The organism is Sphingomonas sp. AAP5 (assembly GCF_004354345.1).
GTDB classification, from domain to species: Bacteria; Pseudomonadota; Alphaproteobacteria; order Sphingomonadales; family Sphingomonadaceae; genus Sphingomonas; species Sphingomonas glacialis.
Genome location: NZ_CP037913.1, coordinates 1,447,732 through 1,474,347 on the forward strand (window position 1 = coordinate 1,447,732; position 26,616 = coordinate 1,474,347).

Sequence of the window (26,616 nt, forward strand, 5' to 3'; positions counted from 1 at the left end):
CGGGATTCTACGGAGGACCGCGCGGATGCGTTCAGTGGCTCAGCACCAACGGCAGTTTGCAAATGCCCAGCATCCGCTTGGTCACCCCGCCGAACGTCTCGAGCAGGCGACCGTGGGTATAGCCGCCCATAAGGATGTAATCGGCGTTGAAGCGTTCGGCTTCGGCCTCGATCAAACGATCGGGGGCGGTTAGTCCGTCGTCGATCGTCCGGATGGTCGCGTGGATGCCATGACGCGAAAGATATTCCGCCGCCTCGGTCGGCTCGGTGCGCTCGCCGCCATCGCGCGCCATGAAGATCTCGACCGCGTCGGCAAGCGCCAGCAGCGGCACGCACGCCCGCAGCGTCGCGGCTGCCGATCCCTGACCATCCCAGGCGATCAGCACGCGCGCGAGCGCAAGCCGCGTCAGCGTGTCGGGCACCGCGACGATCGGCGTGCGCGCTTGCATCAGCACGCGGCTCGCGACGTCTCGCATGTCGGGATCGCGGTCATCGGTGAGCTTGCGGCTCAGGACGATCAGGTCGGCGAGCTTCGCCACGTCGAGCACCGAGTCCGCGAGCGGCCCAGTCGCGTCGGTCCAATCCCAGCGTACATCCTCGCGGGCGAGCCGAGCGACGATTTCGGTCTTGTTTTCGGATTCGCGAGTCCGTTCGTCCTCGAGCAGGCCGACCGCGGCGATGCCATAATAATCACCGTTGAGCGTTGCCGGAACCACGACGTCGACGCACGACAAATGGCCGTCGAGCGCACGGGTCAGATCGAGCGCAGCCTGGATCCGCGATTCCTGCCCGGTATCGTCGTGCACGAGCAATAGAACATTCTTCATCGCCGCCTCCCTTGATGGTGATGCGACGCTATGCGGCGGCGGCACCCGCCGATATCGGGAAACCTACGGATACGCGCGGCGGACCGCCCGGCAGCGCCCACCCTGGCACGTCGAGCGATACGACTTGGTCGCAGAATGCGGCGAACGCCGGCCGGTGGCTGACCAACAACAGCCCTTGCCGCGTTCTCGTCAGGCGGGCGGCGAGGCGCGCTATAACCACCTCCTCGGTCGCGGCGTCGAGCCCTTCGCTCGGCTCGTCGAGCACCAGCCACGACGCCGGGCGGAGATAGGCCCGCGCGAGCGCAAGCCGCCGCCGTTCGCCGCCCGACAGCCGCGCACCGTTCTCGCCGATCCAGCTGTCGAGCCCCTGCGGCAAACCGTGTACCCGCATGTCGAGCGCGGCATCGTGAAGCGCCTGCCAGAGCGCCGCCTCGTCGGCCTGCGCACAGCCTAGCAGCAGATTGTCGCGGACGCTTCCCGACAGCAAAGCCGCGTCCTGCGGCACCCAGCCGAAGATCTCGCGGCGGAGGTCGCTCGCGATATCGACGAGGTCGCGATCGTCGAACCAGACCTGTCCGCGCTCGGCGGGGCGAAGGCCGAGCAGCGTCTCGACCAAGCGTGTCTTGCCGGCTCCCGAACGTCCGGCAAGCTGGACTCGTGCGCCGGGAAGCAGCGGGCCATCGGCAAGCGCAAAGGTAATCGATGGCCACGCGACCGCCAGTTGGCGTGTCGGTGATAGTGATCCGCCGTCGAGCAGTGCGCCCAGCCGCGCCTCCGCCTCGCGGACTGCGCCGCGCTGCGCCAGGCTTCGCACCAACGGTGCGGCGCCATCGATCGTCATCGCCGCGGCGAGCGCGGCGAGCGCCATCACTGCCGCACCATGCCCCCGCGCAAGCACGACCACCGCACCCGCAGCGACCGCGATTGCCACTGCCTGCGCCAGTTCGAACCAGCCCAGCACCGCAGCTTGCGCTTCGACGGCGTCCCCGAGTGTCTCGCTCCGTTCGGCAATTCGCGCCGCGGCCCAGCCTTCGAGGGCGTAACAGCGGAGCTCGGCAGCGGCGGCAGCCTGTGCGGCGAGCTCGTCCTTCAACGCCCCGGTCGCGCGTTGCACCGCCCGCCCCGGTGCCTCCAGCGCGGTCGCGAGCCGATCTGCGACGAGGAGCAGCGTGCCGAGGCACGCGAGTGTCGCCGCCGCCGCCTCCCACCCGCCCAGGACCGTCAGGCCCGCCCCTGCAACCGCCGCCGCAGCCATTCCCCACGGCGCCGACGCCATTGCAAAGCGCGTCTCGATCACGGCGACGTCCTGGACGATCCGTGCCGTCGCCTCGCCCGTCGAGAAGGACAGCGCGCGCGCCACCGGTGCCGCCGCGATCGCGCGAAAGAGCGCCGGGCGGACTCGCGCGAGCGCGCCGAACGCCGCCTCGTGGCTGGCGAGACGCTCGCCATAACGGGCACCGGTCCGCACGATCGCCAGCAGACGGATCCCTGCGCTCGGCAGCATATAGTTGAACCCCTGCGCGACGACCGGCCCGGCGAGCCCGGCGATCGCCGCGGCGGTAAGGAACCATCCCGAAAGCCCGAGCAACAGCACGGAAGCCGCCGCGACCAGCGCGGCATAGCCCGCCGCGCGCACCAGCATCGGCCGCTGGCGGATGCGCTGTTCGCCCAGCAACGCGTCGAGCGCGGTCACGCGTGCAGCTCCAGCGAGACCGTCCGGTCAGCGATCGCCGCGAGCGCAGCGCTGTGCGTCGCGATGAGCGTGGTGCGTCCGCAGCACGCCGTGCGGATCGTTTCGATCAGCGTCGCTTCGGCGACCGGATCGAGATGCGCGGTCGGTTCGTCGAGCAACAGCACCGTGCTCGGCTTGAGCAGCGCGCGCGCGAGCGCGATGCGCCGGATCTCGCCGCCCGACAATCCGCCGCCACGCGCGTCGATCGGCGCGTCGAGCCCGCGCACCGCAAGCATCGGCCCGAGCCCCGCGCGCCGCGCTGCATGCTCGATCTCGCGCGCCGTCGCGGCCGGCCAGGCGAGCGCAATATTCGCACGCAGCGTCCCCGTGATGATCAACGGCGTCTGCCCGACCCAGGCGGAGGCCGGCGCCAGCGTAACACCCTCACCAAGCGCGACACCGTCGACCGTCACGCGTCCCGCGCTCAGCGGCGCCAGCCCGAGGAGGAGATGCAGCAGACTGCTCTTGCCGCTCCCCGACGGGCCGAGCACTGCGACGATCGTCCCCGGCGCGATATCGAGCGAGAAATCACGGATCGCCGGTGTATCGGTTCCGGCATAAGCGATCGCCACATCCGTGAGCGTGATCCGTGGCGCGGTTTCGGGCGCGCGCTGGGCGACCGGCGCGGTCGAGGGGGCGAACAGCGCATCGGGGAAGCGCTCGACCGCGGTCTGTGCGGCTTGCTTGTCATGATAGGCGGCGGCGAGCCGGCGCATCGGCAAATAGAATTCTGGCGCCAGCGCCAACACGAAGAACGCCCGCGCCAGATCGAGCTTTTCGGGCACCGGAAACGGCAGCAATCCAAGCACGTTGAACCCGGCATAGACCGCCACCAGCGCCACCGACAGCGCGGCGAAGAATTCGAGCGCGCCAGACGACAGGAACGCGACACGCAGGACGCGCATCGTGCGCCGCGCCACTTCTTCCGAAGCGCGCGCCAGACGTTCGGCTTCACGCTGTTCCCCGCCGAACGCGAGCAGGATCGGCAAGGCGCGGATGCGATCGGCGAACAGGCCCGAAAGCCGCGACATCGCACCGAACTGCCGCCGCGATTCGTCAGCGGCGGCCCCGCCTGCAAGAATCATCGCAGCAAGGAATGGGATGAGCGTGACGACGAGGATCGCCGACGCGATCGGACTGGCGAGCGCGGCGGCGGCGATCACCAGGAGCGGCGCCAATCCAGCCGTAGCGCGTGCCGGAAGGAAGCGCGCGACATAGCCATCTGTCGCTTCGACCTCATCGACGCACGTGGCCAGCAGGGTGCCCATCGTCGCGTGCCCGCCCGGCGCGCGCGCCAGCAGATCCGTAACGAGCGCGGCGCGGAGCGTTCGCTTGGTCCGCCGCGCCGCGTCCGCGCCGACGCGCGCCGCAAGCAGCGCACATACCCCGCGCGCGCAGCCTGCGCCGACGAGCAGCGCCAACCATGGCAGCATCGCGCTCAGCCCTGCCGGAACGTGCACCACCGCGCCCGCGAGACCGCCAGCGAACCCGATCCCCGCCACCGTATCGCCAAGCAGCAAAACCGTCGGAGGCCAAAGCCGCACCGTGAGAGGAACGATCGACTTGAGCCGCAGCACAACACTGACGGGATCGGGCTGCGTGGGGATCGAGTGCATCGCGATAGCCTAGCGAGCGTCATCGCACCGGCGAATACGCAATACCCCTCACCGCCGTCGGCCACCGGATCCGTATAGACCCGTATAGCGTACCGATGAACGCGCGTGCTTCGATGGGTCAGCAAAGGAGCGAGCCCATGCCAAACCGCACACCCCGCAACGCCGCCCGTTGGCCCAGATCAGGATCGGCAAAGCGAGCCGCAGCGATCGGGCGGGGCTCGCTATGACACACGGCGCGACGCCCGCTGCCCAACAGGCCGCCCTTCGCCATGTCGTCGTGCTCGGTTCTCCGGGCGCCGGCAGCTTCACCACCGCCGTCGCGCAGGCATATTGCGACGAAGTACGCGCCTGTGGCCAGGTGGCGGAAATCCGCGATCTCTATGCGATGGGGTTTAACGCGCTGCTCGCCAATTCCGAGCGGCCGACCGCGCCTGATTACCGGCAGCCGCCAGATGTCGCGGCTGAACTCGCTGTGCTTGAGACCGCGGCGGTCATCAGCTTCGTGTACCCGCTGTGGGTCGGCATGCCGCCCGCGATCATCAAGGGCTATATCGATCGCGTGCTGGGCGCGGGTTTCGAAGAGCCCGAACGGCGCTCGGGCGACCGGGTATCGACACTGCGCGGCAAACGCTTGCTCAGCTTCAGCGCTTCCGCCTCTACCCGGCCCTGGCTTGAAGAACATGGCCAGTGGACCTCGATCCGGCAGGGCATCGACAGCTATCTCTCGACGGTCTTCGAATTGGTCGATGGCGGACATGTCCATTTCGACTCGATCGTCGAGGGCGTATCGGAGTCCTATGTCCGCCAGTGCCTCGCCGATGTGCGCGAAGTCGCGCGGCGGACGTGCGCCGCTGTCCTGAGCGAACGCCATGCCCGCCAGAACGACGCGCGCCGCTTGCAGCTTTCACACTAAGGAAAAGACAGAACTCGAACGTGGCGGGTCAATCGTGCCAATTAGCAGCGGGGGCAGGCACGGGATGGCGCCGCCGCCGAATCCGGCCTAGGCTGCTGCGCGGCGGACGGAGTCGAAAAGGTGGCTGAACAGAGACTCGTCCATATCATCGACGATGAGGAGGCGATCCGCAGGTCGGCAAGCTTCATGCTCAAGACGTCGGGCTTCGCGGTCGAGACCTGGGCGTCGGGCGTCGATTTCCTCCGGGAGGCGAAGCATGCGGCGATGGGCTGCGTACTGCTCGATGTCCGCATGCCCGAGATGGACGGGCTTGCAGTCCAACAGGCCATGCTCGAACGCGGCATTGCGATGCCGGTCGTCGTGCTGACCGGGCACGGCGATGTCTCGATCGCAGTGCGAGCAATGAAGGCCGGCGCGGTCGATTTCATCGAGAAGCCCTTCGCCAAGGCGCTGTTGCTCGACTCGCTCGCCGTGGCGTTCGAGCGGATCGATCGTTCCGAAGCCGATGCCGTGCGCGCGGCCGACGCTGCGATCGCGATCAGCGCACTGACGGCGCGCGAACGCGAGGTCCTCGAGGGCCTGGCGAGAGGGCTGCCCAACAAGACGATCGCCTACGACTTCGGCATCTCGCCGCGCACGGTCGAAGTCCACCGCGCCAACATCATGTCCAAGCTGCACGCGCGCAGTTTGTCCGAAGCGCTGCGGATCGCCTTTGCCGCGGGGTTGGGCAGCTCGCGGGGTTGAGTACCCGGACCGCCGGTCCGATCCAATGCTCCAGACGCGATCGCACCTGCCACGACGCCCGCCGCGAGCAGCACGAGCACGACCGGCGAAACCGTTGCCATCGCCTCATAGGCGCGCACCCCCGAGCGCGGCGGTAGCCGTGCGGCGGGCATGTCGCGCGAAAACAAGCCGATCGGCTTGCGATCCAAGACGTCGATATCGCGCGAAGGCGCCGGGCGACACGGCGTGCGCGGTGCCGTATGGGAATTCCTCGTCGACGGGAATCACCGGAGCGCCGAACCTCACAAGCCCCGCAAGGAGCGCGATCCCCGCGATGAGCGCGATCCGGGCCGGGGACCCTGCGATCAAGACGGGATCGCGACGCAGGCAGGATCGCGGGGTCAGGCGGGCGCCGGGGATTGTCACTAACCACCGCGAGCTGGCCGCATGCGGGGTTGCGGCCGCATGGCTTCAGCCGCATTGTCGCCACACGCCAACGGCATAGGCCGCGGCAAGCAGAAATTGAGCCGTGGACACCGTGTTGCGTTTTTCTCCTATCGTCGGTCTTCTCGGTCTGTTGCTGGCGGCGCCCGCCGTCGAGGCGGCGTCCTCCTCGTTCGACCTTGTCGGCCCCCGACTGGACGTCAGCGTGGTCCGCGACGGCGTTACGCTCCCGCTCGAGCGCGTGCCCAACCTCGCCGAAGGCGATCACATCTCGGTCAAGCTCGCCCCCCTTGCGGGGCATGACGAACATTATCGGCTGATCGCGGTGTTCCTGCGCGGCGCGGTCGATCGCCCCGGTAAGGACTGGTTCCGCGAGGCCGAGAGTTGGCGGGAGAAGAACGCCAGCCTGTCGCTCGTCGTCCCCAAGGACGCACAGCAGATGGCGCTGTTCATCGTCCCCGAGCGTGGCGGCGGCGCAAACGCGGTGATCAGCGCGGTCCGCAAGCAGCCCGGTGCGTTCGTCCGCGCGGCGCAAGAGCTGAACCAGGCCTCGCTCGACCGCGCACGGCTCGACACCTTCCTCCTCGAGATGCAGCGTGCCGAGCGCAAGAACCCCGAGAGCCTTGCCGCCGTCTCGCCAGTCCTGACGCGCAGCCTAGCGGTCAAGCTCAAGGCCGAATGCCTCGCGCAGCCGACCGAAGTCCAATCGGCGTGCCTCACCGGCGACCGCGAGACGCTGTTGCTCGCCGACACGCACAGTTCGGCGCTCGCCGACACGCTCGCCGGCGCGCCGACCGACCTCGCCTTCCAGTTGAGCGCGACGCCGCAGGCCGGCTATGGCTCGTACAGCTCCTATATCGGCGTGGTGCGCGACCTGTTCCGGATGTTCGGCGCGTTCCAGTCGACCCAGCTCCAGTTCATTCCGGCGCTCGCGCAACAGCGTAACGGCACTGTGACGGTATTGCTCAACACGCCGGTCTCGTTCGCCAAGCCGACCTCGGTGATGGTCGTCGCGCTCCCGGCGATCGAAGCGCCCAAGCCGCCGCCGCTGCGCCAGCCACTGCCGGCCACGATGCTGTGCGCCGCACCAGGAGTGATATTGCCAGTCGAAGGCGCACCGCTGGTCTATGCCACGGGCTATGCGCACGACATGGTCTTACGGCTCAAGCGGCTTGACGGGACGCAAGCCGAGATGCCGGTCCGCGCCGATCCAAGCCTTGGCGGCTTCGTCGCGACCGGCGACATTCCGTTCGGGCCGTTCGGCCCGGTGATCTTGGCGCAACTGCACGGTGCGTGGGGCTTTTCGTCGTTCGATGGCCCGAGCTACGTCCTGACCAAGCCAGGCGACGGGACGTGGAAGGCAACCGATCGCACCGCGCTGGTCGTCGGCCGCTCGAACGAACTGCAACTGTCCGGCGGCAGCGCAGGGTGCGTCACCAAGATCGGGCTGCGGCGCGGCGATGGTGCGGTCGAGCCGCTCAGCTGGAAGCAATCGGCCACGCACGGAATCGTCGCGACCGTCCCGCTCGAGCAATCCGAACCCGGCACGGTCTCGATCGTGATCGAGGAAAAGGGCGTCGCGACGCCGACCGAGCTGCCGCTGCGCGCGCTGCAGCAAGCGGGCAGCGTCGATGAACTGAGCTTCCACGCGGGTGACGACCAGGCCACACTGACCGGCACGCGGCTCGACCAAGTGATCGGAGTGACGCTCGGCACCCTCGCCTTCCAGCCGGGCGCGCTGACTCGCGTCGGCAAGCAGGATCGCGTCGCGCTGCAGGCCGCCAATCCGGCCGGCGCAATGGCGCTCGCTGCGGGCACAACGCTTCCCGCCGACATCAGCTATGTCGGCGGACGCCACAAATCGCTGAGCGTGACGATCGCACCGCACCGCGTCTCGGCGACGCTGCTCCGCGTTACGGCGCGGGCGCCGGTGCGTGATGGCGCCTTGCCGATCACCTTGCCCGGCACCGCGGTCTTTGCGCAGGACGCGCGACTGACCTTTGCCTTCCACCTCAACGACGCCCCCCCGCTTTCGGGGCGCGAAAGCATCGAGATCGGGACGGTCGACGGGCGTACGAGCACGATGGTCGCGGCGGGCAAGGGCTATGATCTGCAGGACGCCAAGACGGGGATCGTCTCGATCAACCCGGCCGAAGCGCTCGGGCCCACGGCCTATGGCGCCCTGCGCTTCCGCATCGCAAGCGACGGCGCAGGGTCATCCTGGACGCCGCTCGCCACGGTCGTGCGACTCCCGGAGATCCACACGATCAGCTGCGCGGCGCGGAAGGCCTGCAAGCTGACGGGCAACCGCTTCTTCCTGATCGAAGCGGTCGGGACGAACGCCGAGATGCAGCCGAGCCAGGCGATCCCCGACGGTTTCGTCGCGACCGAAATCACCACGCGCGCGAGCGCCGAAGGGCGGATCTACCTGCGGCTGCGCGATGCCCCCGAAGCCACCGCAACGGTAGCCGCGCCCTAACGATCCGGCGGTTGAAAAGGGTGTGGTTACCCCGCGACTGGCGCTTCGGGGGCAGGTCCGGTCCAGCCGCCTGCCGTTGCCACGTATAGCCGCGCCACGTTGAGGAACTGGCGCGTCTGCGCCAGCACCAGGCCATTGCGGGCACGCTGATACAGGCGCTCGGTCTCGAGCACCTGGAGGATGCCCGAATTGCCGACCTGATAGCTGCGTTGCGACAGATGGCGCGATCGTTCGGCGACCGCGACCGACTCGCGCTGGTTGACCACCGAACGCGCGTCGCTCTGGATCGCCGAGAGCAGATCGGCGACTTGGCCGAATGCGCTCAGCACGGTCTGCTGATAGGTCGCCTCGCTCGCCTTGGCGCGGTTGATCGCCGCAGAGCGCTGCGCCTTGAGCGTCCCGCCATGGAAGATCGGCGCGGTCACGCCGGCAAAGATGTCGTAGCCCCGGAACGCGTTCTTGACGAGATCGCCGATCCCGGGCGCGCCCTGCGTCAGCGTCGCGCCGAGCGTGATGTCGGGATAGAGCCGCGCGGTCGCGACACCGATCCCGGCGGCGGCGGCATGCAGATCGGCTTCGGCCTGGAGGATGTCGGGCCGACGATGGACGAGCTCGGACGGCAGCGCGACCGGGATTGCGGTGGGCAAGGTCAGCTTGGCGATGTCGAACTCGGTCTCGCCGAGCTCCGACGGCGCGATGCCGACCAGCGTCGCGAGCAGATGCCGCGCTTCGGCCAATCGCTGCTCGAGCTGCGGGATGTCGCCGCGATCGGCGGTGTATTGGCTTTGCGCGTTGAGCACCTCGACCAGCGTACCCTCGCCGCCCTTCCGCCGCTTCTGCGTCAGATCGACGTTGCGCAGATCCTCGGCGAGCAAGGCATTGGCGGTCGCGACCTGCGCACGGATCGCGGCGACGGTGAGCACCTGGTTGACCACCTGCCCGGCGATCGAGAGGTGCGCCGCCTCGGTCTGGCGTTGCTGCGCCTCGACCTGCGCGGCGCTTTGCTCGACCTGGCGGCGCAGCCCGCCGAACAGATCGAGATCATAGCTGATCCCGCCGCCGACCGAATAGAGATGGAATTCGGGATTACCGCCGGGCGCGAGCGGATTGTTGCCCGAAAAGCCGAAGCCCGCGAGATTGACTTGCTGCTGATCGAAGCGCGCATTCGCGTCGATTTGCGGGAGACGGCGACCCGCGACGGCGCGCAACTCGTCGCGCGCCGCGGCAAGCGTCGCATTGCTCGCCGCCAAACTGCGATTGTTGGCGATCGCACGGTCGACCAGCGCATCCATTTCGGGCGATCCGAACGCCGTCCACCAGCGCTGCGCCGGCCCCGCGCCGAGCGTCACCGCAGGCGCACCGCGCACCGCGACGCGTTGCTCGCTCGGTGGCTGGTAGCCGCTCACCCCCGGCGTCTGCGGGCGCGCGAAGTCGGGGCCGACGGTGCAGCCGGCGAGCGCGGTCGCGGCGAGGAGGATCGGGAGAAAGCGCATTGGCATCAGTCCATATGGATCGTTGGGCCGTCGGCCGCGCCCTTGCGCGGGCCGCGCATCAGCAGGAGCAGCGGAATCACCGCGAGCGTCAGCACGAACAGCAGCCAGAAGGCGTCGATATAGGAGACCATCGACGCCTGCCGGGTGACTTGGGCATTGAGCGCCGCGACCGCGCTTGGGAGATTGAAGTCGAAGCCTTGCGCCAGCGCGGGATTGTCGGGCCGGACGCCTTCGGTCAGTCGCGAATGCACCGCGGCGGCGTTGCGGATCGTCAGCGCCTGGAGCACCGAAATGCCGACCGCCGAACCGATATTGCGCGTCAGCGTGAACATCGCCGCACCCTCGTTGCGATATTTGACGTCGAGCGTCGCGAACGCGATCGTCGTCAGCGGCACGAAGACCAGCCCGGTGCCGAGCCCCTGGATGAAGCCCGAGACGATCACCAGCCGCTCGCTCATCTGCAGCGAAAAGCCCGCCATGATGTAGAGCGACACCGCCGCCAGCGCGAAGCCGACGAAGATCAGCAGCCGAGCATCGACGCGCTTGATGATCCGCCCGACGATGATCATCGAGATCAGCGTGCCGATCCCGCGCGGCGCGGTGACGAGCCCGGTCAGCACCACCGGATAGCCCATCAGCGTCTCGAGCATCGTCGGCAGCAAAGCGAGCACGCCGAACAGCACGGTGCCAAGGAAGAAGCCGAAGATCGAACCCGTCAGGAAATTGCGATCCTTGAACATCCCGATGTCGATGAAGGGCTTTTTCGCGGTCAGCGTATGGACGACGAAGAGATAGCCGAAGAACAGAGCGAGCCCTCCCTCGATGCAGATTTCGAGCGAGCTGAACCAGTCCTTGGTCTGTCCGCGATCGAGCATCAGCTGGAACGCGCCGATCGCGAGCGCGAGCATCGCAAAGCCGAACACGTCGAGCCGCGGTCGCGCGGCGTCCTTGGTCTCGGTGAGAAAGCCCGACAGACCGACAAAGGCGAGGATGCCGATCGGCAGATTGATGTAGAACACCCAGCGCCAGGTGAGATTGTCGGTCAGCCAGCCGCCGAGCGCGGGGCCGATGATCGGCCCGAGGATCGCGCCCATGCCCCACACCGCCATCGCCGGGCCGTGGCGTTCGGGTGGGTTGATGTCGAGCAGGATCGCCTGGCTCATCGGCACCAGCGCCGCGCCGAACACGCCCTGCAGCAAGCGGAAGCCGACGAGTTCGCCGAGGCTGTTGGCCAACCCGCACAAGCCCGACACGACAGTGAAACCAACGATCGACCACAGCATCAACCGCTTCCGCCCGAAGCGCCCGGCGAGCCAGCCGGTGAGTGGCGTCATGATCGCCGCCGCAACGATGTAGGACGTCAGGACCCAGGTGATCTCCTCGCTCGACGCCGAGACGCTGCCCTGGATGTGCGGCAGCGCGACGTTGGCGATCGTGCTGTCGAGCGAGTTCATCACGGTCGCCGCCATCACCGAGGCGGTGATCAGATTGCGGACGGCAGGGGCCGGATAGGCGCTCGTCATCGCACCGGCGTCGCGGCGCCGAACAGATGACGCTGATAGCCGGTATCGACGGTGACCTCGACGCTCAGCCCGGCGTGGAGCGGGATATCGCGCGGCACTTGGTCGATGCTGAACTCGATCGGCAGGCGCTGGACCACCTTGACCCAGTTCCCCGTCGCATTCTCGGGCGGGAGCAGTGCGAAGCTGTTGCCGGTGCCGGGGCTGAAGCTCGCGACGCGGCCGGTCAGCTTGAGGTCGGGAAAGGCATCGATCTTGAAGGTCGCGCGCTGGCCGACGCGCATATGGTCGAGCTGATTTTCCTTGAAATTGCCCTCGACCCACAGCCGCGTCCCCGCCAGCGTGAACACCGGCTTTGCCGCCGAGACGTAGCTGCCGAGCTGGAGCTGATCGACTTTGGTGACGATGCCGTCCTGCGCGGCGCGGACCGTCGTATAGCCGAGGTTGAGCCGCGCGCGTTCGAGCGCGGCCTGTGCGCGCTGGACCGACGGCTGGCGCTCGGTCGGCGCGGAGACGCTGCCGGTCAGTGTCGCGGCGACGCCGGCATTCTGCTCGACCGAGGTCGCGATCTGCTGGCGCGCGGTCTGCGCGGCGAGCACCGCCTGGTCGTATTGCGCTTGCGACGAGATGCCCTCGGCGAGCAGCGCCTTCTGGCGCGCCGCCTCGCGCTGCGCGTAAGCGAGCTTGTCGCGGCCGGCCTGCAGCGTCGCTTCGCCTTCGCGATAGCTTGCCCGCACCGAGGCGACCTGGGTGCGCGCACTGGCCAGTTCGGCGGCGGCTTCGTCGACGGCCGCCTGATACGGGGCCGGGTCGATCCGGAACAGGACGTCACCCGCCCTGACGCGCTGGTTATTGTGAACCGCGATCGCGACGACGGGGCCGCTGACATTCGCGCTGACCGAGACAAGCCCGGACTGGAGATAGCCATTGTCGGTCGCTTCGTAGCGGCCGCCGCTGAGATAGAAATATACGATGGCCAGCACCGCGACGATCGGCGCCAGCAGCAGCAAGGGCGTCCGCAAGCGACGCCGGGCGCGGGGCTGGCGGTCGGCGGATTGCACTACGGGAGCAGGCGCGACGATCGGGGTCGAGTCTTCCACCGTGGGATAGTCGGCCGAACGACCTGGTGAATCTTCCAAACTCATAGACTTTGCTCTCGAAAAGCAGTCGGTCCGCAGACGAAAATCGGACTCGGATAGCGCGTGCAACCGCGGTCGCGCCTTGCCGCTTCCGCCGATACCACGCAAGCAGATAATATGCATGCTTATGTTTTGAAAGAGGCTAATGCGATTTGGCGACAAGGCTCCGGCGCGGATGCGCGGTGGAAGGCGGCGCGGCGACCCTACTGCGCGCGTAAGAGGGCGGGTTTGAACATGCGGAAACCCCGACCGTCTCGCAATGATCGCTCTTCCAGATGACCTTCAGGCGCTTACGGCAAAGGCCATCACCCTCCGCGCAGCAGGGCCGGCACCCGCCGCCTTGAGCGAGCGGCTTGCGCCGCCCCCCGGGCGGCACACGTGATCAGGCCGGATCGTCGAGCGAGAACAGATCGCCGTCATCGTCGAACGCGAACAGTTCGGCGTAGCGACCCCATTCGGTCACGGTGCGCAGCGTGGTCGCGGCGAAATCGGGCGACATATGGTCCTCGAGCTCGTCGCGGAAGCGCCGCGCCGGCGCTTGGTGGCTTGGCCGCTCGTCGAGCACGACGCGGATGTGGCGCGCCAGCCGGACATGCAGTTCGAGCGTACGGCGGAAATTGGCCTTGCGCTGGTCGACATCCTCCTGCGCGAACGCCGCGCCGCGCTTGGTGAGCACCGCATCGCCATCGTCGATATCGACGAACTGCAACATCTGCAGCGTCTCGACGATCGGAAAGAGGTCGTCGATCTCGAGCTGGAGCGTGTCGGCGAGCGTGGCGAGCGGCGCGCGGCCCTCGAACGGCGCCGCCTCGATCTCCTCGATCAGGCCCGCCAGGCTGTTGATCGACACATCGGGCAACGGCCGGTCGAGGCCGTGTTCGGGCTGCGTCCCAGGGAGCGCCACCGGCACCGCCGCGCGCTGCGTCATCCGCGCGTAGATCTGTTCGACCAGTTCGCGGAATTCGGGATCGAGCCGGTCGCGCGGCTGCGGCAGGTCGACGGTGAACTCGGCCGCGATCCGACCCGGGTTGGACGACAGGACCAGAATGCGGTCACACATCAGCACGGCTTCCTCGATATTGTGCGTGACAATCAACACCGAGGCGATGCCGAGCTTCCCCTCGCCCCACAGGTCGAGCAGATCGGTGCGCAGCGTCTCGGCGGTCAGCACGTCGAGTGCCGAGAAGGGTTCGTCCATCAGCAACAGCGACGGTTCGACGACGAGCGCGCGCGCCAAGCCCACACGCTGGCGCATCCCGCCCGACAGTTCCTTGGGAAAGGCGTTCTCGAACCCGTCGAGCCCGATCAGATCGATCGCGGCGAGCGCGCGGGTGCGGCGTTCCTCGGCCGGCACGCGCTGCGCCTCGAGGCCGAGCTCGACATTCTGCAGCACCGTCAGCCACGGGAATAGCGCGAACGATTGGAACACCATCGAGACCGAGCGCGGCGCGCCATCGGCGTCAGGGACGAAGCGAAGCTCGCCGCTCGACGGGCGGACGAGACCAGCGATCGAGCGCAGCAGCGTCGACTTGCCCGATCCCGAGCGGCCGAGCAGCCCGACGATCTCGCCCTCGCGCACGGCGAGCGCGACGTCTTCGAGGATCGGCGGGCCGCCCTGCTCGCCGCCATAACTATGGCTGACATGCTCGAGCGTGACGACGGGGCGGGCGGTGTGCGGGATCATGATAAGGTCCTCAAGACAGACGCAGGCGGCGTTCGGACAGGCGATAGAGCGGGCGGAACAGCAAGCGATTGATCGCGATGACGAACACCGACATCACCATGATGCCGAGCAGCACCCGCGCGCCGTCGCCCGCGGTGGTCGCATCGGCGATATAGCTGCCGAGCCCTTGCGCACGCAGCCGCGTGCTGCCCCACGACACGGCTTCGGCGACGATGCTCGCGTTCCACGATCCGCCTGAGGCGGTCAGCGCGCCGGTGACGTAATAGGGGAAGATCCCCGGCAGGATCAGGCGCCGCCACCATTGCCAGCCGCGCACCCCGAACATCTGCGCGGCCTCGCGCATGTCGCTCGGGATCGCGCTGGCGCCTGCAATGACGTTGAACAGGATGTACCATTGCGTCCCGAGCACCATCAGCGGCGACAGCCAGACATCGGGATCGGCATGAAAATGGACGATCGCGACGACCGCGATCGGGAACAGCACGTTGGCCGGGAACGCCGCGAGAAATTGCGCAACGGGCTGGATCCGCGAGGTCCAGCGCGGCCGCAGCCCGACCCACACGCCGATCGGCACCCACACGAAGCTCGCCAGGATGATCAGCACGATCACGCGCAGCAGCGTGATCAGCCCGAAGCGCAACGCCGCCAGCGCATCGGCAAGCGACAGCGTCTGGTGGAGGAAGTCGATCGCATAGCCCGTCGCGGCGAGCGCGGTGAGCGCGACCACCGCCGCCCAAAGCCGCATCCCGCGCGCTGCCGGGGCGACCGCCCTGGCGGCGAAGTGCCGCTCCTGCGCGATCGGGCGGCGCGCGGGTTCGAGCCGATAGACCATCTGCCCGACCGCGCGCAGCGGCGCAGTGAACGCCGGAAGCAACCGCGCGCGCCGGAACAGGTCGAACAGCCACGATTTCGGCGGGGCGACGCTCGCGGTCTGTTCGACGCGAAAGCGATCGGCCCAGGCGATCACCGGACGGAAGACGAGTTGGTCGTACAGCAGGATAACCACCGCCATCGCCCCGACCGCGAGCGCGACCGCGCTGAGATTGCGCTGCTCGATCGCGATCGCCAGCCACGACCCGATCCCCGGCAGCATGATCTGCGTATGCCCGACGCTGATCGCCTCCGACGCGACGACGAAGAACCAGCCGCCCGACATCGACATCATCGCGTTCCACACGAGGCCTGGTGCGGCAAACGGCAGTTCGAGCCGTATCAGTTTGCGCAGCGGCGAAAGGCCGAAACCGCGCGCAACCTCGTCGAGATCGGCGGGCACTTGCCGCAGCGACTGGTACAGGCTGAACGCCATGTTCCACGCCTGGCTGGTGAAGATCGCAAAGATCGCCGCGCACTCGACCCCGACCCGGCTGCCCGGAAACAGCCCCATGAAGGCGGTGACGGTAAAGGTCATGAAGCCCAGCACCGGCACCGACTGGAGGATGTCGAGCGCGGGGATAATCACCAGTTCTGCCCGCCGGCTTTTGGCCGCAGCGGTCGCCGCGACCAGCGTGAAGACGAACGATGCCGCCAGCGCCGCGAACAACCGTAGCGTCGTCAGCAACGCGTAGCGCGGCAATTGCCACGCATCGAGCACGACCGGCTCGAGCCGAAGTCGCGCTAGCGGCTCCGTCGCGTCACTGACCCCCGCCGCGATCGCTACCCCGGCCGCAGCAAGGATCGCGAACAAGGCGGCATCGGGCCAGCCGAACCGCACTTTCAGGCGCGGCCGCGAGAAGCCGAGAAATCCGGGCGTTTGCATGTCAGAACGCTCCATGCAGGCGCAACGCGGCGATGTTCGCTGGGCCGCGATCGCGATTGTAGCCGGGATTGGCGATGTGCTGCGCGTCGAGCGTCGCATCGATGCCCGGGAGGACATGCACGTCGTAATAGAGCTCGGCGATCTGCTCGCTCCCCGCATCGGGCAGCCGCGCATCGCCGACGAGCACGCCGATCCCGCCCGCCGCGAGATAGCGCTGATGCTCGGCCGAGATGCCGTTGACGACGAGCGCGAGCCCGACCCGGTCGGTCGACCGCCCCCAGCCCTTGCCCGCCAGCACCGCGCCGACTTGCGCAGTGCGATCGATATCGGTGAAGTCGTACGGCTCGATGCCGCCATCCGACCAGCCGAGACGGCCGAAAATCCCGAGCGTGTCCGACAGCTCCTGCTCGGCATTGGCATAGGCGCCCACCCGCGTCCGCCGACCACGCACCAGCGCCGTATCGGCCGGGGCAGCGCTTGCCGCGCCGAGCGCCAGCGCGTCGTCGAACCGCCCGAACTGCCCGCGATTGCGGAACACGCCGAGCCGGACGGTGCCCGCGCGCTTGCCGAAGCTGTGACGATGCTCGACCTCGCCATCGAGCTGATATTGACCGAAACCGCGCTCGAGCGTTTCGCCATTGGGCACGCGCGACAGGTTGAACGCACCGACGCGGATGGTCCAAGGCCCGCGATAGGCCTCCAGCGCCGCCCCGGTCGAATAGCCCCAGGCGTCAGCGGCGTAATCGAAGCTGCCCGCATCGACCACCGACCAGTTGAGGAAGTCGGCGCGCGGGTCGTGCGCGTAGCGGTTCGTATCGAACACGTCGCCGACGCCGATCTTGCCGACGGTGAGAACCAGCCGATCGATCGGCCGCGCTCCGCCCAGCTGGTTGGACGACGCCAGCACGGCCTCGCGCTCGCTGCCGAGAGCGATCGTCTGGCGGAAGAGCACGCGCTGTAGGCGGAAATAGGGTGCGGACTTGCCGACCTTGTAGGCTTCCGCACTCGGAAAACCCGCCGCGCCGAGCGTGTTCGACAAGCCGAAGCCCTGATCGATCTCGGGGTTGGCCCAAACCTCCGCCCCCTGCCAAGGCGCCACGCCGAGATAAGCGGTGACGTCGGCAGTTTCCTGTACCTGGCGCGGCGTCAGGCTGTTGGGGCCAGAGTAAGGCGAGGCGAAGCCCCCTACCCCCTGGACGACGAACGTCGCCTGGCCGTGCAGCGCAAAGGTCTGCGGATCGCCCGTCCGCGCGCCGCTGGTCTGCGCCGCGACGGGACTGGTAGTAAGTAGCAGCACGCTGCCAAGTGCCGCGATCGGAAAATACGGGACCGCGACGCCTTTGGGCATGCGCGACCGAAACAGCGCGTCAGCGACGCGCACGGGGGGATATGGTGCGCACTTGGGCGCGAAACATGGTCATCAGCGAAATCCTTGGGTCTCGTGGTCGAGCCCGCCGGATATCGCCTCAGGCCGGCATGATACCGCCCATGACGACCCGGCCGGGCCCAGGATTCCGGCAATCGGCAGCGCAGAAGCCGAGGCTTCTACTGTCGCCGTCGCCGGACAAGGGGCTAGATCGGGGCATTGGGATCCTGTGGAATAGAGGCATCAAAGTCGTACCGAATCGGACGGGCGATTGCGATATCGCGCGGCGCCTAGCAGCTTGCCGTGCCCTCGCACAGTGTTTGTGCGGCAGTGCGGTACGATGCCGTGCCGAGGCTCAATCGGCCGCCACCGGCCCCAGCATCTCGGCCATCGCCCGCGCGACATTCTCGAGCGTGTACGGCTTTTGCACGACCATGCGGTCGCGATGGTTGGCCGGCAACTTGGCCTGTTCGCCATATCCCGTCGCGAACAGGAAGGGTACGCCAAGCACCTGGAGGCGATCGGCGATTGCAAAGCTGTTGCGATCGCCAAGGTGGATGTCGAGCATCGCAATCGCGGGCCGATTCTGCTCGATCGCATCGAGCGCACCGTCGACCGTGGCCGCGGTCGTAACGGTCTCGGCGCCGAGCCGCGTTACGATGTCCTCGGCATCGAGCGCGATGATCAAGCTGTCCTCGACCAAGAGGACGTCGCGCCCCTTCAGCATGCGATCGGGCACCACCGCGGGCAGCCCCGGCGCGGGCCCTGCATACCGAACCGGCGGCGCAAGACCGGGCGGCGCTTCCGACACGTGTCGCGCGGGAATGCGGAAGCGCGCCTCGACCCCCTCGGGACGATAGTCAACCTCTGCCGTCCCGCCGATGTCGTATGGCACCGAGCGATGGATGATCGTCGTCCCGAATCCTTTGCGCGTCGGCTTGGCGACGGTCGGGCCGCCGGTTTCACGCCAGGTAAAGTGCAGGTCCTGCGCCGCGTCGCGCTCCCAGCTGATCGCGACACGACCTTCGGGCACGGAGAGGCTGCCATATTTGGTCGAGTTGGTGACGAGTTCGTGCAGCACCAACGCCATCGTCGAATAGGCCTGGGGATTGAGCAGCACCGGCGCGCCGTCCGAAATGATCTTGTCGCCATCGGCGAGAAAGGCCGCGGCCTCGGCGTCGATCAGCGCCTGCATCGGCGCCGGGCCCCAATGGTCATCGGTAATCTGGTTGTGCGCGCGCGCCAGCGCGTGGATCCGCCCGTCGACCACCTTGACGAAATCCTGGACGACATTCTCGGTCGGCTGCGACTGGCGGATCAGCCCCCGGATCACGCCGAGCACGTTGCGCACGCGGTGGTTGAGCTCCGCGATCAGCAACTCCTGCCGCGCGCTGGCGTGCTGCCGCTCGGTCGAGGCTTCGTCGGCCATGCGCAGCACGACTTCGATCAACGTCGCGCGCAGCGTCTCGGCAACGCGCACCTCGGACGGTGTAAAGGGCTGCGAACGCCCCTGGACGAGCTCCTTCCACTCGGCAAAACTCTCGCGCGGCGACAGGCGTGGCCCATTGACGCCATATTCGACCGGCTTGTCCGGGTTGCCGGCCCAGCGCACCGATCGCACGAGTTCCGAGCGGAACAGCACGACATAGTCGCGCGGCGCACGCGAGATCGGGATCGCCAGCAAGCCGGCGGATTGCGAGACGAACGCCTCGGCACCCGGCAGGATCGAGGCAATATGATCGGTCGCAAAAACCTTCCCCGCAGCCGTGCTGTTGAGGGCGCGAACGATCCGCTGGAATTCCTCGACCGACGGCGTCACCCCGGAAAACGCATGGTTGCCACCGATCCACACGCCGACACCGTCTGCTGCGATAGCGTTGGTCAGGATATCGCCGAGCCAGTCTGGATCCCTCAACAGCGTATCGTCGGAGGCAACCGCGCCGAGCAACTGGTCGGCGATCTCGCGCGCCCCGCGCTCGAATTCGACCGTCGCCTGGCGCTCGCGGCTTTCGAGCCGCATCGCGAACATCTGCGCGAACAATTCGCTGACCGAACGCCGCTCGAAGGTCGGGCAACGCGGCGCATAATGGTGGCACGCGAACAGCCCCCAGAGCTTCCCGTCGACCAGGATCGAGATCGACAGCGACGCCTGGACGCCCATGTTCTTGAGGTATTCGATATGGATCGGCGACACCGCGCGCAGCACCGAGAGCGACAGGTCGAGCGGCTGGCCCTGCGTGTCGCGGGCCGGCACGATCGGAACCGTCTGATGGTCGACATCGGCGATAACGCGCAGCAAATTGCGCTTGTAGAGTGCGCGCGCCTGGACCGGGATGTCGCTTGCCGGATAACGCAGCCCGAGGAATTTGCCGATCCCGGCCTTGACCGCCTCGGCCACGACCTCGCCCGAATCGTCGGCGTTGAAGCGATAGACCATCACCCGGTCGAAGCCGATCAGCGCGCGGACCTGGCGTGCGCCTTCGCGGAAGAAGCTCTCCATGTCGGCGCATTGGTCGAGCCGCGAGATCATCGAGCGTACAAGGCTACTCGCATCGCCATATTCCCCCGATGCCGGCTCGGCCTCGATAACGACCTGGCCTCCCGAATAATGGATCGCGACATCGAACGCAGTGCCGCCGGGAACGAGCACGAGGTCGAACACTCGCTCGACCGCATCGGCGCCCCGCAGGACCGCGGCACGGTTGCGCAGGTCGTGGATGACCGAGGCAGAGAAGATTTCGGCAAGCGGCAGCCCGATCAGATCTTCCGGAGTATGGCCGATATAGTCGGCGATATTCGCCGACGTGCGCGCGACAAGCCAGTCGGCGGTCAGCGCCAGCAGGAACCCAATCGGCTGAATCGCCCCCAGGATGTGGATCGGTTCGCGATCACAGTTCGTCAGATCGACCGATCGGAAGTCGTCAGCCAAGGTGCCCGGTCTCCACAATTCGTTGTCCGCTGGTTTCAAACAACGCAAACACGTTACGCGCCGCGGCGACCGCGAGGGAGCGTTTTAAACCAGTATCGAGCCGCACGTCGAGCATCTGGAGCAAGCTGCGCCACGCGGCCGAATCGACGCCGCCAAGAAAGCGCGTCGGGAAGTCGGCGGGGACCAATCGCCTGAGCATCGTCCCGCCCAGCCGCGACCCCTCGAGCACATAGAGGCCACCAAGCACCGCCGCTTCATCCGAAAAGACGATCGGTCCGGCGGGGTCGGGCACGGGCAGACCGAGCACCGCGAGATCGGCTCGCACCAGATCGCCGCGCTGGCGGATATCCCAATCCGGGACGATCGCGCCCACACCCGCTTCGACAAGGGCTTGCTCGACGGGGATGTGAGCAGCCGCCTGCGCCCCGAGAAATGCGCCATAATCGTCGCGGTCATCGAGCCGGATCTGCGAGTATAGGCGATCGACCCGGTCGTGCTGCTCGTGCGTTGCCGCCCGCAATGCGCCTCGCGCGGTGATTTGATGCGTCATCGCGTCATAGTAGTTCGGTTCGACGCAAATGTAACCGCGCGCTATCATAGGCTGGATCAGCAAACGCCGGCCGTGCGCGATGGTGCGAGCGCGCGATCACACGGGTTTGCTCAGATAGCGCGACCCCGCGAGACAGAAGCGCCACGGCGTTGTCGCGCCCTTGCTGATTCCGATCCGCACCCCCTCGACGATGCTGGGGACGGTCGCGGGCAACGCGATCGCAAATGGCGGACCATCGAGCGGCGCTCCGTTCAGCTCCGCATCGATCCCGAGCGCCTGTGCCAGCCGCCCCGGCCCGCTGCAGAGCAGTCGGTCGGCGACGTCGCCGCGACGCGCCTGCATGACGTCACGACCGTATAACGGTTCGATCGCGCGGATCAGCACGGCACTCCCCGGCTGCTCAGCCGCGCAAACGAAGTTCAGGCACCAATGCAATCCGTAGATGCGATAGACATAGGCTCGCCCGACGGGGCCGAACATCACGGCATTGCGCGGCGTCATTCCGCCGAAACTGTGCGAGGCTGGATCGCCCGCGTCATACGCCTCGGTCTCGACGATCCGGCCGCCCGCGCCACCGACTTGCAGCTCGGCGCCGATCAGGCCGCGCGCAACGCTCACCGCGTCGCGCGCGAAGAACCCGGCGGCGAGTGTCACAGCAGCTTCCCCTCACCGACGCGCACGCCGCGATCGCATCGATCGATGACCGTCGGTGGCGGAAGCGGGCAAGTTTGTGGTGGCATCACGGCCCCCGGCTTGTATGGCACGCGACGCGCGGATCAACCCCCGCACGCTACGGAGAGGCTGCCGAATCGCCCGTCGCCGCTGTTCGGTGACGGACCCTGGAGCCTGTCATGCCTGCCTCTTCCTCGACGTCCGCGCGCACCGGCGCTGCGCCGCACGTCGGCCTCGTCCACGCCGCGCTCGCGGTCGGCGGTTTTGCGATCGGCACGACCGAATTCGCGACGATGAGCTTGCTTCCCTATTTCGCGCGCGACCTGCACATCGACGAGCCGAGCGCCGGACACGTGATCAGCGCCTATGCGCTCGGTGTCGTCGTCGGGGCGCCGCTGATCGCGATCCTGTCGGCCAAGGTCCCGCGCCGCACGCTGCTGATCGCGCTGATGACGGTCTTCGCGGTCGCCAATGCGCTGTCGGCGCTCGCGCAATCGTACACCATGCTGTTGCTCGTCCGCTTTCTCAGCGGTTTACCGCACGGTGCCTATTTCGGCGTCGCGTCGCTCGTCGCGGCGTCGCTCGTGCCAGACGAGCGACGGACTCAAGCCGTCGGCCGGGTCATGCTCGGGCTGACCGTCGCGACGATCGTCGGCGTGCCCGCCGCGACATGGCTCGGGCAGGCATTCGGCTGGCGCTATGGCTTCGCGATCGTCGCGGTGCTTGCGTTGATCACCGCAGGCCTCGCGGTCGCGATCGTCCCGCAGGACCGCCCGCAAAAAGACGCGAGCCCGTTGCGCGAACTCGGCGCGCTCCGCCGACCGCAGGTGTGGCTGACGCTCGCGATCGGCGCGATCGGCTTTGGCGGGCTGTTCGCGGTCTATACCTATCTCACCGCGACGCTGACCCAAGTGACGCGCATCTCGCCGGCGCTTGTCCCGGTCGTCCTCGCGTCGTTCGGGATCGGGATGACGATCGGCAACCTCGTCGTACCGCGCTTCGCCGACAAGCGGCTGATGCGGACGGGCGGCGTTTTGCTGCTGTTCATGGCGCTCGTCCTCGCGCTCTACACGGTTGCCGCGCACAATTTCCTCGCGGTGACGCTCGATGTCTTTGCGATCGGGCTCGGCGGCGCGCTCGGGACGGTGCTGCAGACGCGGCTGATGGATGTCGCGGGCGACGCGCAGACACTCGCGGCGGCGCTCAACCATTCGGCCTTCAACGTCGCCAATGCCCTCGGGCCATGGCTCGGCGGAATGGCGATCGCGGCCGGCTTGGGCTGGACCTCGACCGGCTGGGTCGGATGCGCGCTCGCGCTCGGTGGGTTCGCGGTGTGGTGCGCCTCGGTGCTGCTTGAAGCGAGCGGTCGACGCGCCGTTTAGTCGGCCGAGATCGGCGCCGAGCGATTTCGACAAGCGCCGCCGGCGTGCGTAAGAGGAGCCATGTCCACCGCCTCGACCCGCCGCATCCTTCTCGCCAGCCTGATCGGCACCTCGGTCGAGTTTTACGACTTCTACGTCTATGCGACCGCGGCCGCGCTCGTATTCGGGCCGCTCTTCTTCCCGGCGAGCGACCCCGGCGTCCAGATGATCGCATCCTATGCGAGCTTTGGCCTCGCCTTCCTCGCGCGCCCGCTTGGGGCCGCGCTGTTCGGACATTTCGGCGATCGGCTCGGTCGCAAATCGACGCTGGTTGCCTCGCTGATGCTGATGGGCGGATCGACCGTCGCGATCGCCTTCCTGCCGACCTATGCACAGATCGGCTGGATCGCGCCGCTGCTGCTGTGCATCCTGCGCTTTGGGCAAGGGCTCGGGCTCGGCGGCGAATGGGGCGGCGCCTCGCTGCTCGCGGTCGAGAATGCGCCGAAGGGTCACGAAAATCGCTGGGGCATGTTCCCGCCGCTCGGTGCGCCGATCGGCTTCATCGCGGCGAACGGCTTCTTCCTGCTGCTCGGCGCGGCGCTGACGCCCGCGCAGTTCACCGCTTGGGGCTGGCGCCTTCCGTTCCTCGCCAGCGCAGTGCTCGTCGTGCTGGGGCTGTGGGTGCGGCTCAAGCTCACCGAAACGCCGGCATTTCGCGAGGCCGCGGCGCACGATGCGCTGCCGCCGGTGCCGATCGCCGAGCTCTTCCGCCACCATCTGCGCGCAACGCTCGCCGGGACTGGCGCGGTGATCGCCTGTTTCGCCCTCTTCTACCTGACCACCGCCTTCGCGCTGAGCTATGGCACGACGACGCTCGGTCACAGCCGCCAGGCGTTTCTCGGGATCGAGATCGGCGCGATCCTGTTCCTCGCGCTCGGTGTCATCGTCTCGTGCACGCTCGCCGACCGGACCGGGGCGCGACCGATGCTGCGCTGGGGGTTTCTGGGGTGCGCAGTGTCGGGACTGCTGATGGGGCCGATGCTCGGTGCGACGTCCTTGTGGATCGTGTTCACGTGGCTCGCGCTGTCGCTGTTCGCGATGGGCTTCGCTTACGGCCCGCTCGGCGGCTGGCTCCCGTCGCTGTTCGACGCGGGGGTGCGCTATACCGGCGTGTCGATCGCCTTCAATCTCGGCGGGATCCTCGGCGGCGCACTCGCCCCGATCGCGGCGCAGAAACTCGCCGAAGCAGGCGGACTGAACCTGGTCGGCATCTATCTCATTGGCGCAGCCTTGCTGAGCCTTGGCGGCCTGGCGCTGCTCAAACCGGCGCATTGAGCGGGCCGGACGCGCGGCCTTGGCGCGCAACTTGCCGCGCGAAACGATCGGCGGGTCGGAAGCGCGCTTGACCGCTGGGCCAGCGGCACCCACGGAGTCGCCAAAGCCTGCGCCGGGAGCCTTTCACGGCGGCCAGACCACGACCTTATCATCGAGACCTCTTATGTGGCCGGCGCGGCTCTTCACTTTCTCTTCCAACGACATGGCGATCGACCTCGGCACGGTGAACACCCTGGTCTATCTCCGCGACAAAGGGATCGTGCTCGACGAACCCTCGGTCGTAGCGCTCGAGACGATCGATGGCGTGACCAAGCTGCGGGCGGTCGGCACCGACGCCAAGCTGATGATGGGCAAGACCCCTGAGGAGATCCGCACGATCCGCCCGATGCGCGACGGCGTGATCGCCGACATCGATGTCGCCGAACAGATGATCAAGCATTTCATGGACAAGGCGCTCGGCGGTGCGAGCCGGATGCCGCGACGCCACAAGGTCGTGATCTGCGTGCCGTCGAGCTCGACGCAGGTCGAACGTCGCGCGATCCGCCAGGCCGCAACCAATGCCGGCGCGGCGAACGTCCTGCTGATCGAAGAACCGCTCGCCGCCGCGATCGGCGCCGGCATGCCCGTTACCGAGCCGATCGGCAGCATGGTGGTCGATATCGGCGGCGGCACGACCGAGGTCGCGATCCTGTCGCTGCGCGGGCTTGCCTACAGCACGTCGGTGCGCGTCGGCGGCGACAAGATGGACGATGCGATCGCGTCGTATATCCGCCGCAAATACAACCTCATGATCGGCGAGGCGACCGCCGAGCGCGTCAAGATGACGATCGGCATGGCGCGCAAGCCCGAGAACGGCGTGGGCCTCACGATGAACGTCCGCGGGCGCGGGTTGGTCGGCGGGATTCCGACCGAGATCGAGATCAACCAGGCCGAAGTCGCCGAGGCGCTCGGCGAGCTCGTCGCGCAGATCGTCGAGGCGGTGATGAACGCGCTCGAGCAGACGCAGCCCGAGCTTGCCGCCGACATCGTCGACCACGGCATCGTGATGACCGGCGGCGGATCGCTGCTGCGCGAGCTCGACACTGTCCTCGCCGATGCGACCGGCTTGCCCGTCGTCGTTTCGGAAAACGCGCTGACGTGCGTCGTCACGGGGGCCGGCCGCGCGCTCGAGGATGCGGTGTTCAGCGGCGTGCTCAGCGAAAGCTGAACCTGCGAGGGAACCTCCACCGCGTACTTGCGCTTGGTCAAGCGCACGGGCACATCGCGCCCTCACACGATCTGGAGCATTCTGCATGGCCGCCGACAAGATGGATATTCTGCACTCGAGCCTGCTCGACAACGATGACGAGCGCGTCGTCGAATTCATGGGCGAAGTCGATGGCGAGGAATATCAGTTCGCGGTGCAATATGCCGTGCTCGAAGCGCTGAGCGGCGACGCACCCGAGGACGACGCCATCGAGCAGTTCAATCGCTTCGAGGATTCGATCGCCGAAGCCGGTCTCGTCGCGCTCGCGCGCAACAGCGACCAGGCGATGATCGTGATCAGCGAAAACGATCTCGAATAGCCGTTGTAGCCATGCCGGGAACGTCCCGGCATGGCGCCTCGCGAGGCGGGTCTCACGTGGATAGGCCACGAAAACCGTCGTGAGGTGTTCCGTATGGTGCCCGCTTGCTCTTGCCTGGCTGCTCGCTCTCCGTGTGGCGGGATAAGGCCCGCACCTACCACGCCCGACGTAGCGACGCCCAAAGGGTACGTTGCCCGATCCTGCGCGATGGACCGCGTAACGCTGGGCGCTGACGATCGGTCTCGACCATCCGCGCTTCACCGCCCATGACGAGATCGACATCCCGGTGAAAACTCAGGCGTCGATCCTCTACGGCCGCGACAAGACCGTCGCCACGGCACCCGCCAAGCGCGGGACCATGCTGATCCCAGCACGCCCTACCCAAATCGACAGGACCCGCGTCGTGTAACGCGATTCTTAGAGCCCCCCTCCCGCTCCCCGTACCAAGGCCGGCGCGGTTGGCGCGCGCTGATCGCATAAAAAAGCTCCCCCGGCATAGGCCGAGGGAGCGTC

General features: G+C 67.6%; 19 protein-coding genes. 7 read left to right on the forward strand and 12 right to left on the reverse strand.

Translation table 11 applies throughout. The features are described from left to right. Window positions 1–31: 31 nt before the first annotated feature. The 3 genes from E2E30_RS06580 to cydD are packed head-to-tail and all read right to left on the reverse strand — an operon-like array spanning window position 32 to window position 4,174. On the reverse strand, window positions 32–826 hold the full coding sequence (locus E2E30_RS06580) for a universal stress protein (RefSeq protein WP_133188358.1): 795 nt from the start codon (window positions 824–826) through the stop codon (window positions 32–34). Window positions 827–854: 28 nt separating this feature from the next. Then, window positions 855–2,519: an amino acid ABC transporter ATP-binding/permease protein gene (locus E2E30_RS06585; RefSeq protein WP_133188360.1), complete on the reverse strand. Its 1,665-nt coding sequence runs from the start codon at window positions 2,517–2,519 to the stop codon at window positions 855–857. Next, entirely contained in the window at window positions 2,516–4,174 is a 1,659-nt protein-coding gene (gene cydD / locus E2E30_RS06590; protein WP_133188362.1) for a thiol reductant ABC exporter subunit CydD, read from the reverse strand. The genes E2E30_RS06585 and cydD overlap by 4 nt, the downstream gene beginning before the upstream one ends. Before the next feature lie 223 nt (window positions 4,175–4,397). Here cydD and E2E30_RS06595 point away from each other — a divergent pair, with 223 nt between their 5' ends. The 3 genes from E2E30_RS06595 to E2E30_RS06605 all read left to right on the forward strand — a co-directional run bounded on the left by E2E30_RS06595 (window position 4,398) and on the right by E2E30_RS06605 (window position 8,733). Continuing rightward, window positions 4,398–5,087, forward strand: coding sequence for an NAD(P)H-dependent oxidoreductase (locus E2E30_RS06595; protein ID WP_133188364.1), 690 nt, complete (start codon window positions 4,398–4,400; stop codon window positions 5,085–5,087). A gap of 120 nt (window positions 5,088–5,207) precedes the next feature. Then, on the forward strand, window positions 5,208–5,831 hold the full coding sequence (locus tag E2E30_RS06600; RefSeq protein ID WP_133188366.1) for a response regulator transcription factor: 624 nt from the start codon (window positions 5,208–5,210) through the stop codon (window positions 5,829–5,831). A gap of 517 nt (window positions 5,832–6,348) precedes the next feature. Continuing rightward, the gene (locus tag E2E30_RS06605; RefSeq protein WP_240699096.1) at window positions 6,349–8,733 is read left to right on the forward strand and encodes a hypothetical protein; all 2,385 of its coding nucleotides are present in this window, start codon (window positions 6,349–6,351) and stop codon (window positions 8,731–8,733) included. Window positions 8,734–8,759: 26 nt separating this feature from the next. On the opposite strand, the gene E2E30_RS06610 is transcribed toward E2E30_RS06605, so the two are convergent. The 9 genes from E2E30_RS06610 to E2E30_RS06650 form a co-directional block, all read right to left on the reverse strand. After that, window positions 8,760–10,226: an efflux transporter outer membrane subunit gene (locus E2E30_RS06610; RefSeq protein ID WP_240699058.1), complete on the reverse strand. Its 1,467-nt coding sequence runs from the start codon at window positions 10,224–10,226 to the stop codon at window positions 8,760–8,762. Between the two features lie 5 nt (window positions 10,227–10,231). Beyond that, on the reverse strand, window positions 10,232–11,749 hold the full coding sequence (locus E2E30_RS06615; protein WP_133188373.1) for a DHA2 family efflux MFS transporter permease subunit: 1,518 nt from the start codon (window positions 11,747–11,749) through the stop codon (window positions 10,232–10,234). Next, the gene (locus E2E30_RS06620; protein WP_133188375.1) at window positions 11,746–12,891 is read right to left on the reverse strand and encodes an HlyD family secretion protein; all 1,146 of its coding nucleotides are present in this window, start codon (window positions 12,889–12,891) and stop codon (window positions 11,746–11,748) included. The genes E2E30_RS06615 and E2E30_RS06620 overlap by 4 nt, the downstream gene beginning before the upstream one ends. A 376-nt stretch (window positions 12,892–13,267) precedes the next feature. Continuing rightward, window positions 13,268–14,569, reverse strand: coding sequence for an ABC transporter ATP-binding protein (locus E2E30_RS06625; RefSeq protein WP_133188377.1), 1,302 nt, complete (start codon window positions 14,567–14,569; stop codon window positions 13,268–13,270). 10 nt (window positions 14,570–14,579) lie between these two features. Beyond that, window positions 14,580–16,325, reverse strand: a complete 1,746-nt coding sequence (locus E2E30_RS06630) for an ABC transporter permease (protein WP_133188379.1) — start codon at window positions 16,323–16,325, stop codon at window positions 14,580–14,582. A gap of 1 nt (window position 16,326) precedes the next feature. Then, window positions 16,327–17,673, reverse strand: coding sequence for a carbohydrate porin (locus tag E2E30_RS06635; RefSeq protein WP_133188381.1), 1,347 nt, complete (start codon window positions 17,671–17,673; stop codon window positions 16,327–16,329). 373 nt (window positions 17,674–18,046) lie between these two features. After that, on the reverse strand, window positions 18,047–20,620 hold the full coding sequence (locus E2E30_RS06640) for an HWE histidine kinase domain-containing protein (protein WP_133188383.1): 2,574 nt from the start codon (window positions 20,618–20,620) through the stop codon (window positions 18,047–18,049). After that, a complete protein-coding gene (locus tag E2E30_RS06645) occupies window positions 20,613–21,170 on the reverse strand; it encodes a biliverdin-producing heme oxygenase (RefSeq protein WP_133188385.1) in 558 nt (185 codons plus the stop codon). The genes E2E30_RS06640 and E2E30_RS06645 overlap by 8 nt, the downstream gene beginning before the upstream one ends. A 96-nt stretch (window positions 21,171–21,266) precedes the next feature. Then, on the reverse strand, window positions 21,267–21,824 hold the full coding sequence (locus tag E2E30_RS06650) for a DNA-3-methyladenine glycosylase (protein WP_133188387.1): 558 nt from the start codon (window positions 21,822–21,824) through the stop codon (window positions 21,267–21,269). A 197-nt stretch (window positions 21,825–22,021) separates the two neighbouring features. Between E2E30_RS06650 and E2E30_RS06655 the strand changes: the two genes are divergently transcribed. The 4 genes from E2E30_RS06655 (at window position 22,022) to E2E30_RS06670 (ending at window position 26,103) form a co-directional block, all read left to right on the forward strand. Continuing rightward, window positions 22,022–23,224 (forward strand): MFS transporter, encoded by a 1,203-nt coding sequence (locus tag E2E30_RS06655; RefSeq protein WP_133188389.1) that lies wholly within the window; start codon window positions 22,022–22,024, stop codon window positions 23,222–23,224. 60 nt (window positions 23,225–23,284) lie between these two features. Further along, on the forward strand, window positions 23,285–24,538 hold the full coding sequence (locus tag E2E30_RS06660) for an MFS transporter (protein WP_133188391.1): 1,254 nt from the start codon (window positions 23,285–23,287) through the stop codon (window positions 24,536–24,538). Window positions 24,539–24,701: 163 nt separating this feature from the next. Further along, entirely contained in the window at window positions 24,702–25,745 is a 1,044-nt protein-coding gene (locus E2E30_RS06665; protein WP_133188393.1) for a rod shape-determining protein, read from the forward strand. Window positions 25,746–25,830: 85 nt separating this feature from the next. Then, window positions 25,831–26,103, forward strand: a complete 273-nt coding sequence (locus E2E30_RS06670; RefSeq protein WP_010186626.1) for a DUF1488 family protein — start codon at window positions 25,831–25,833, stop codon at window positions 26,101–26,103. Window positions 26,104–26,616 lie beyond the last annotated feature (513 nt).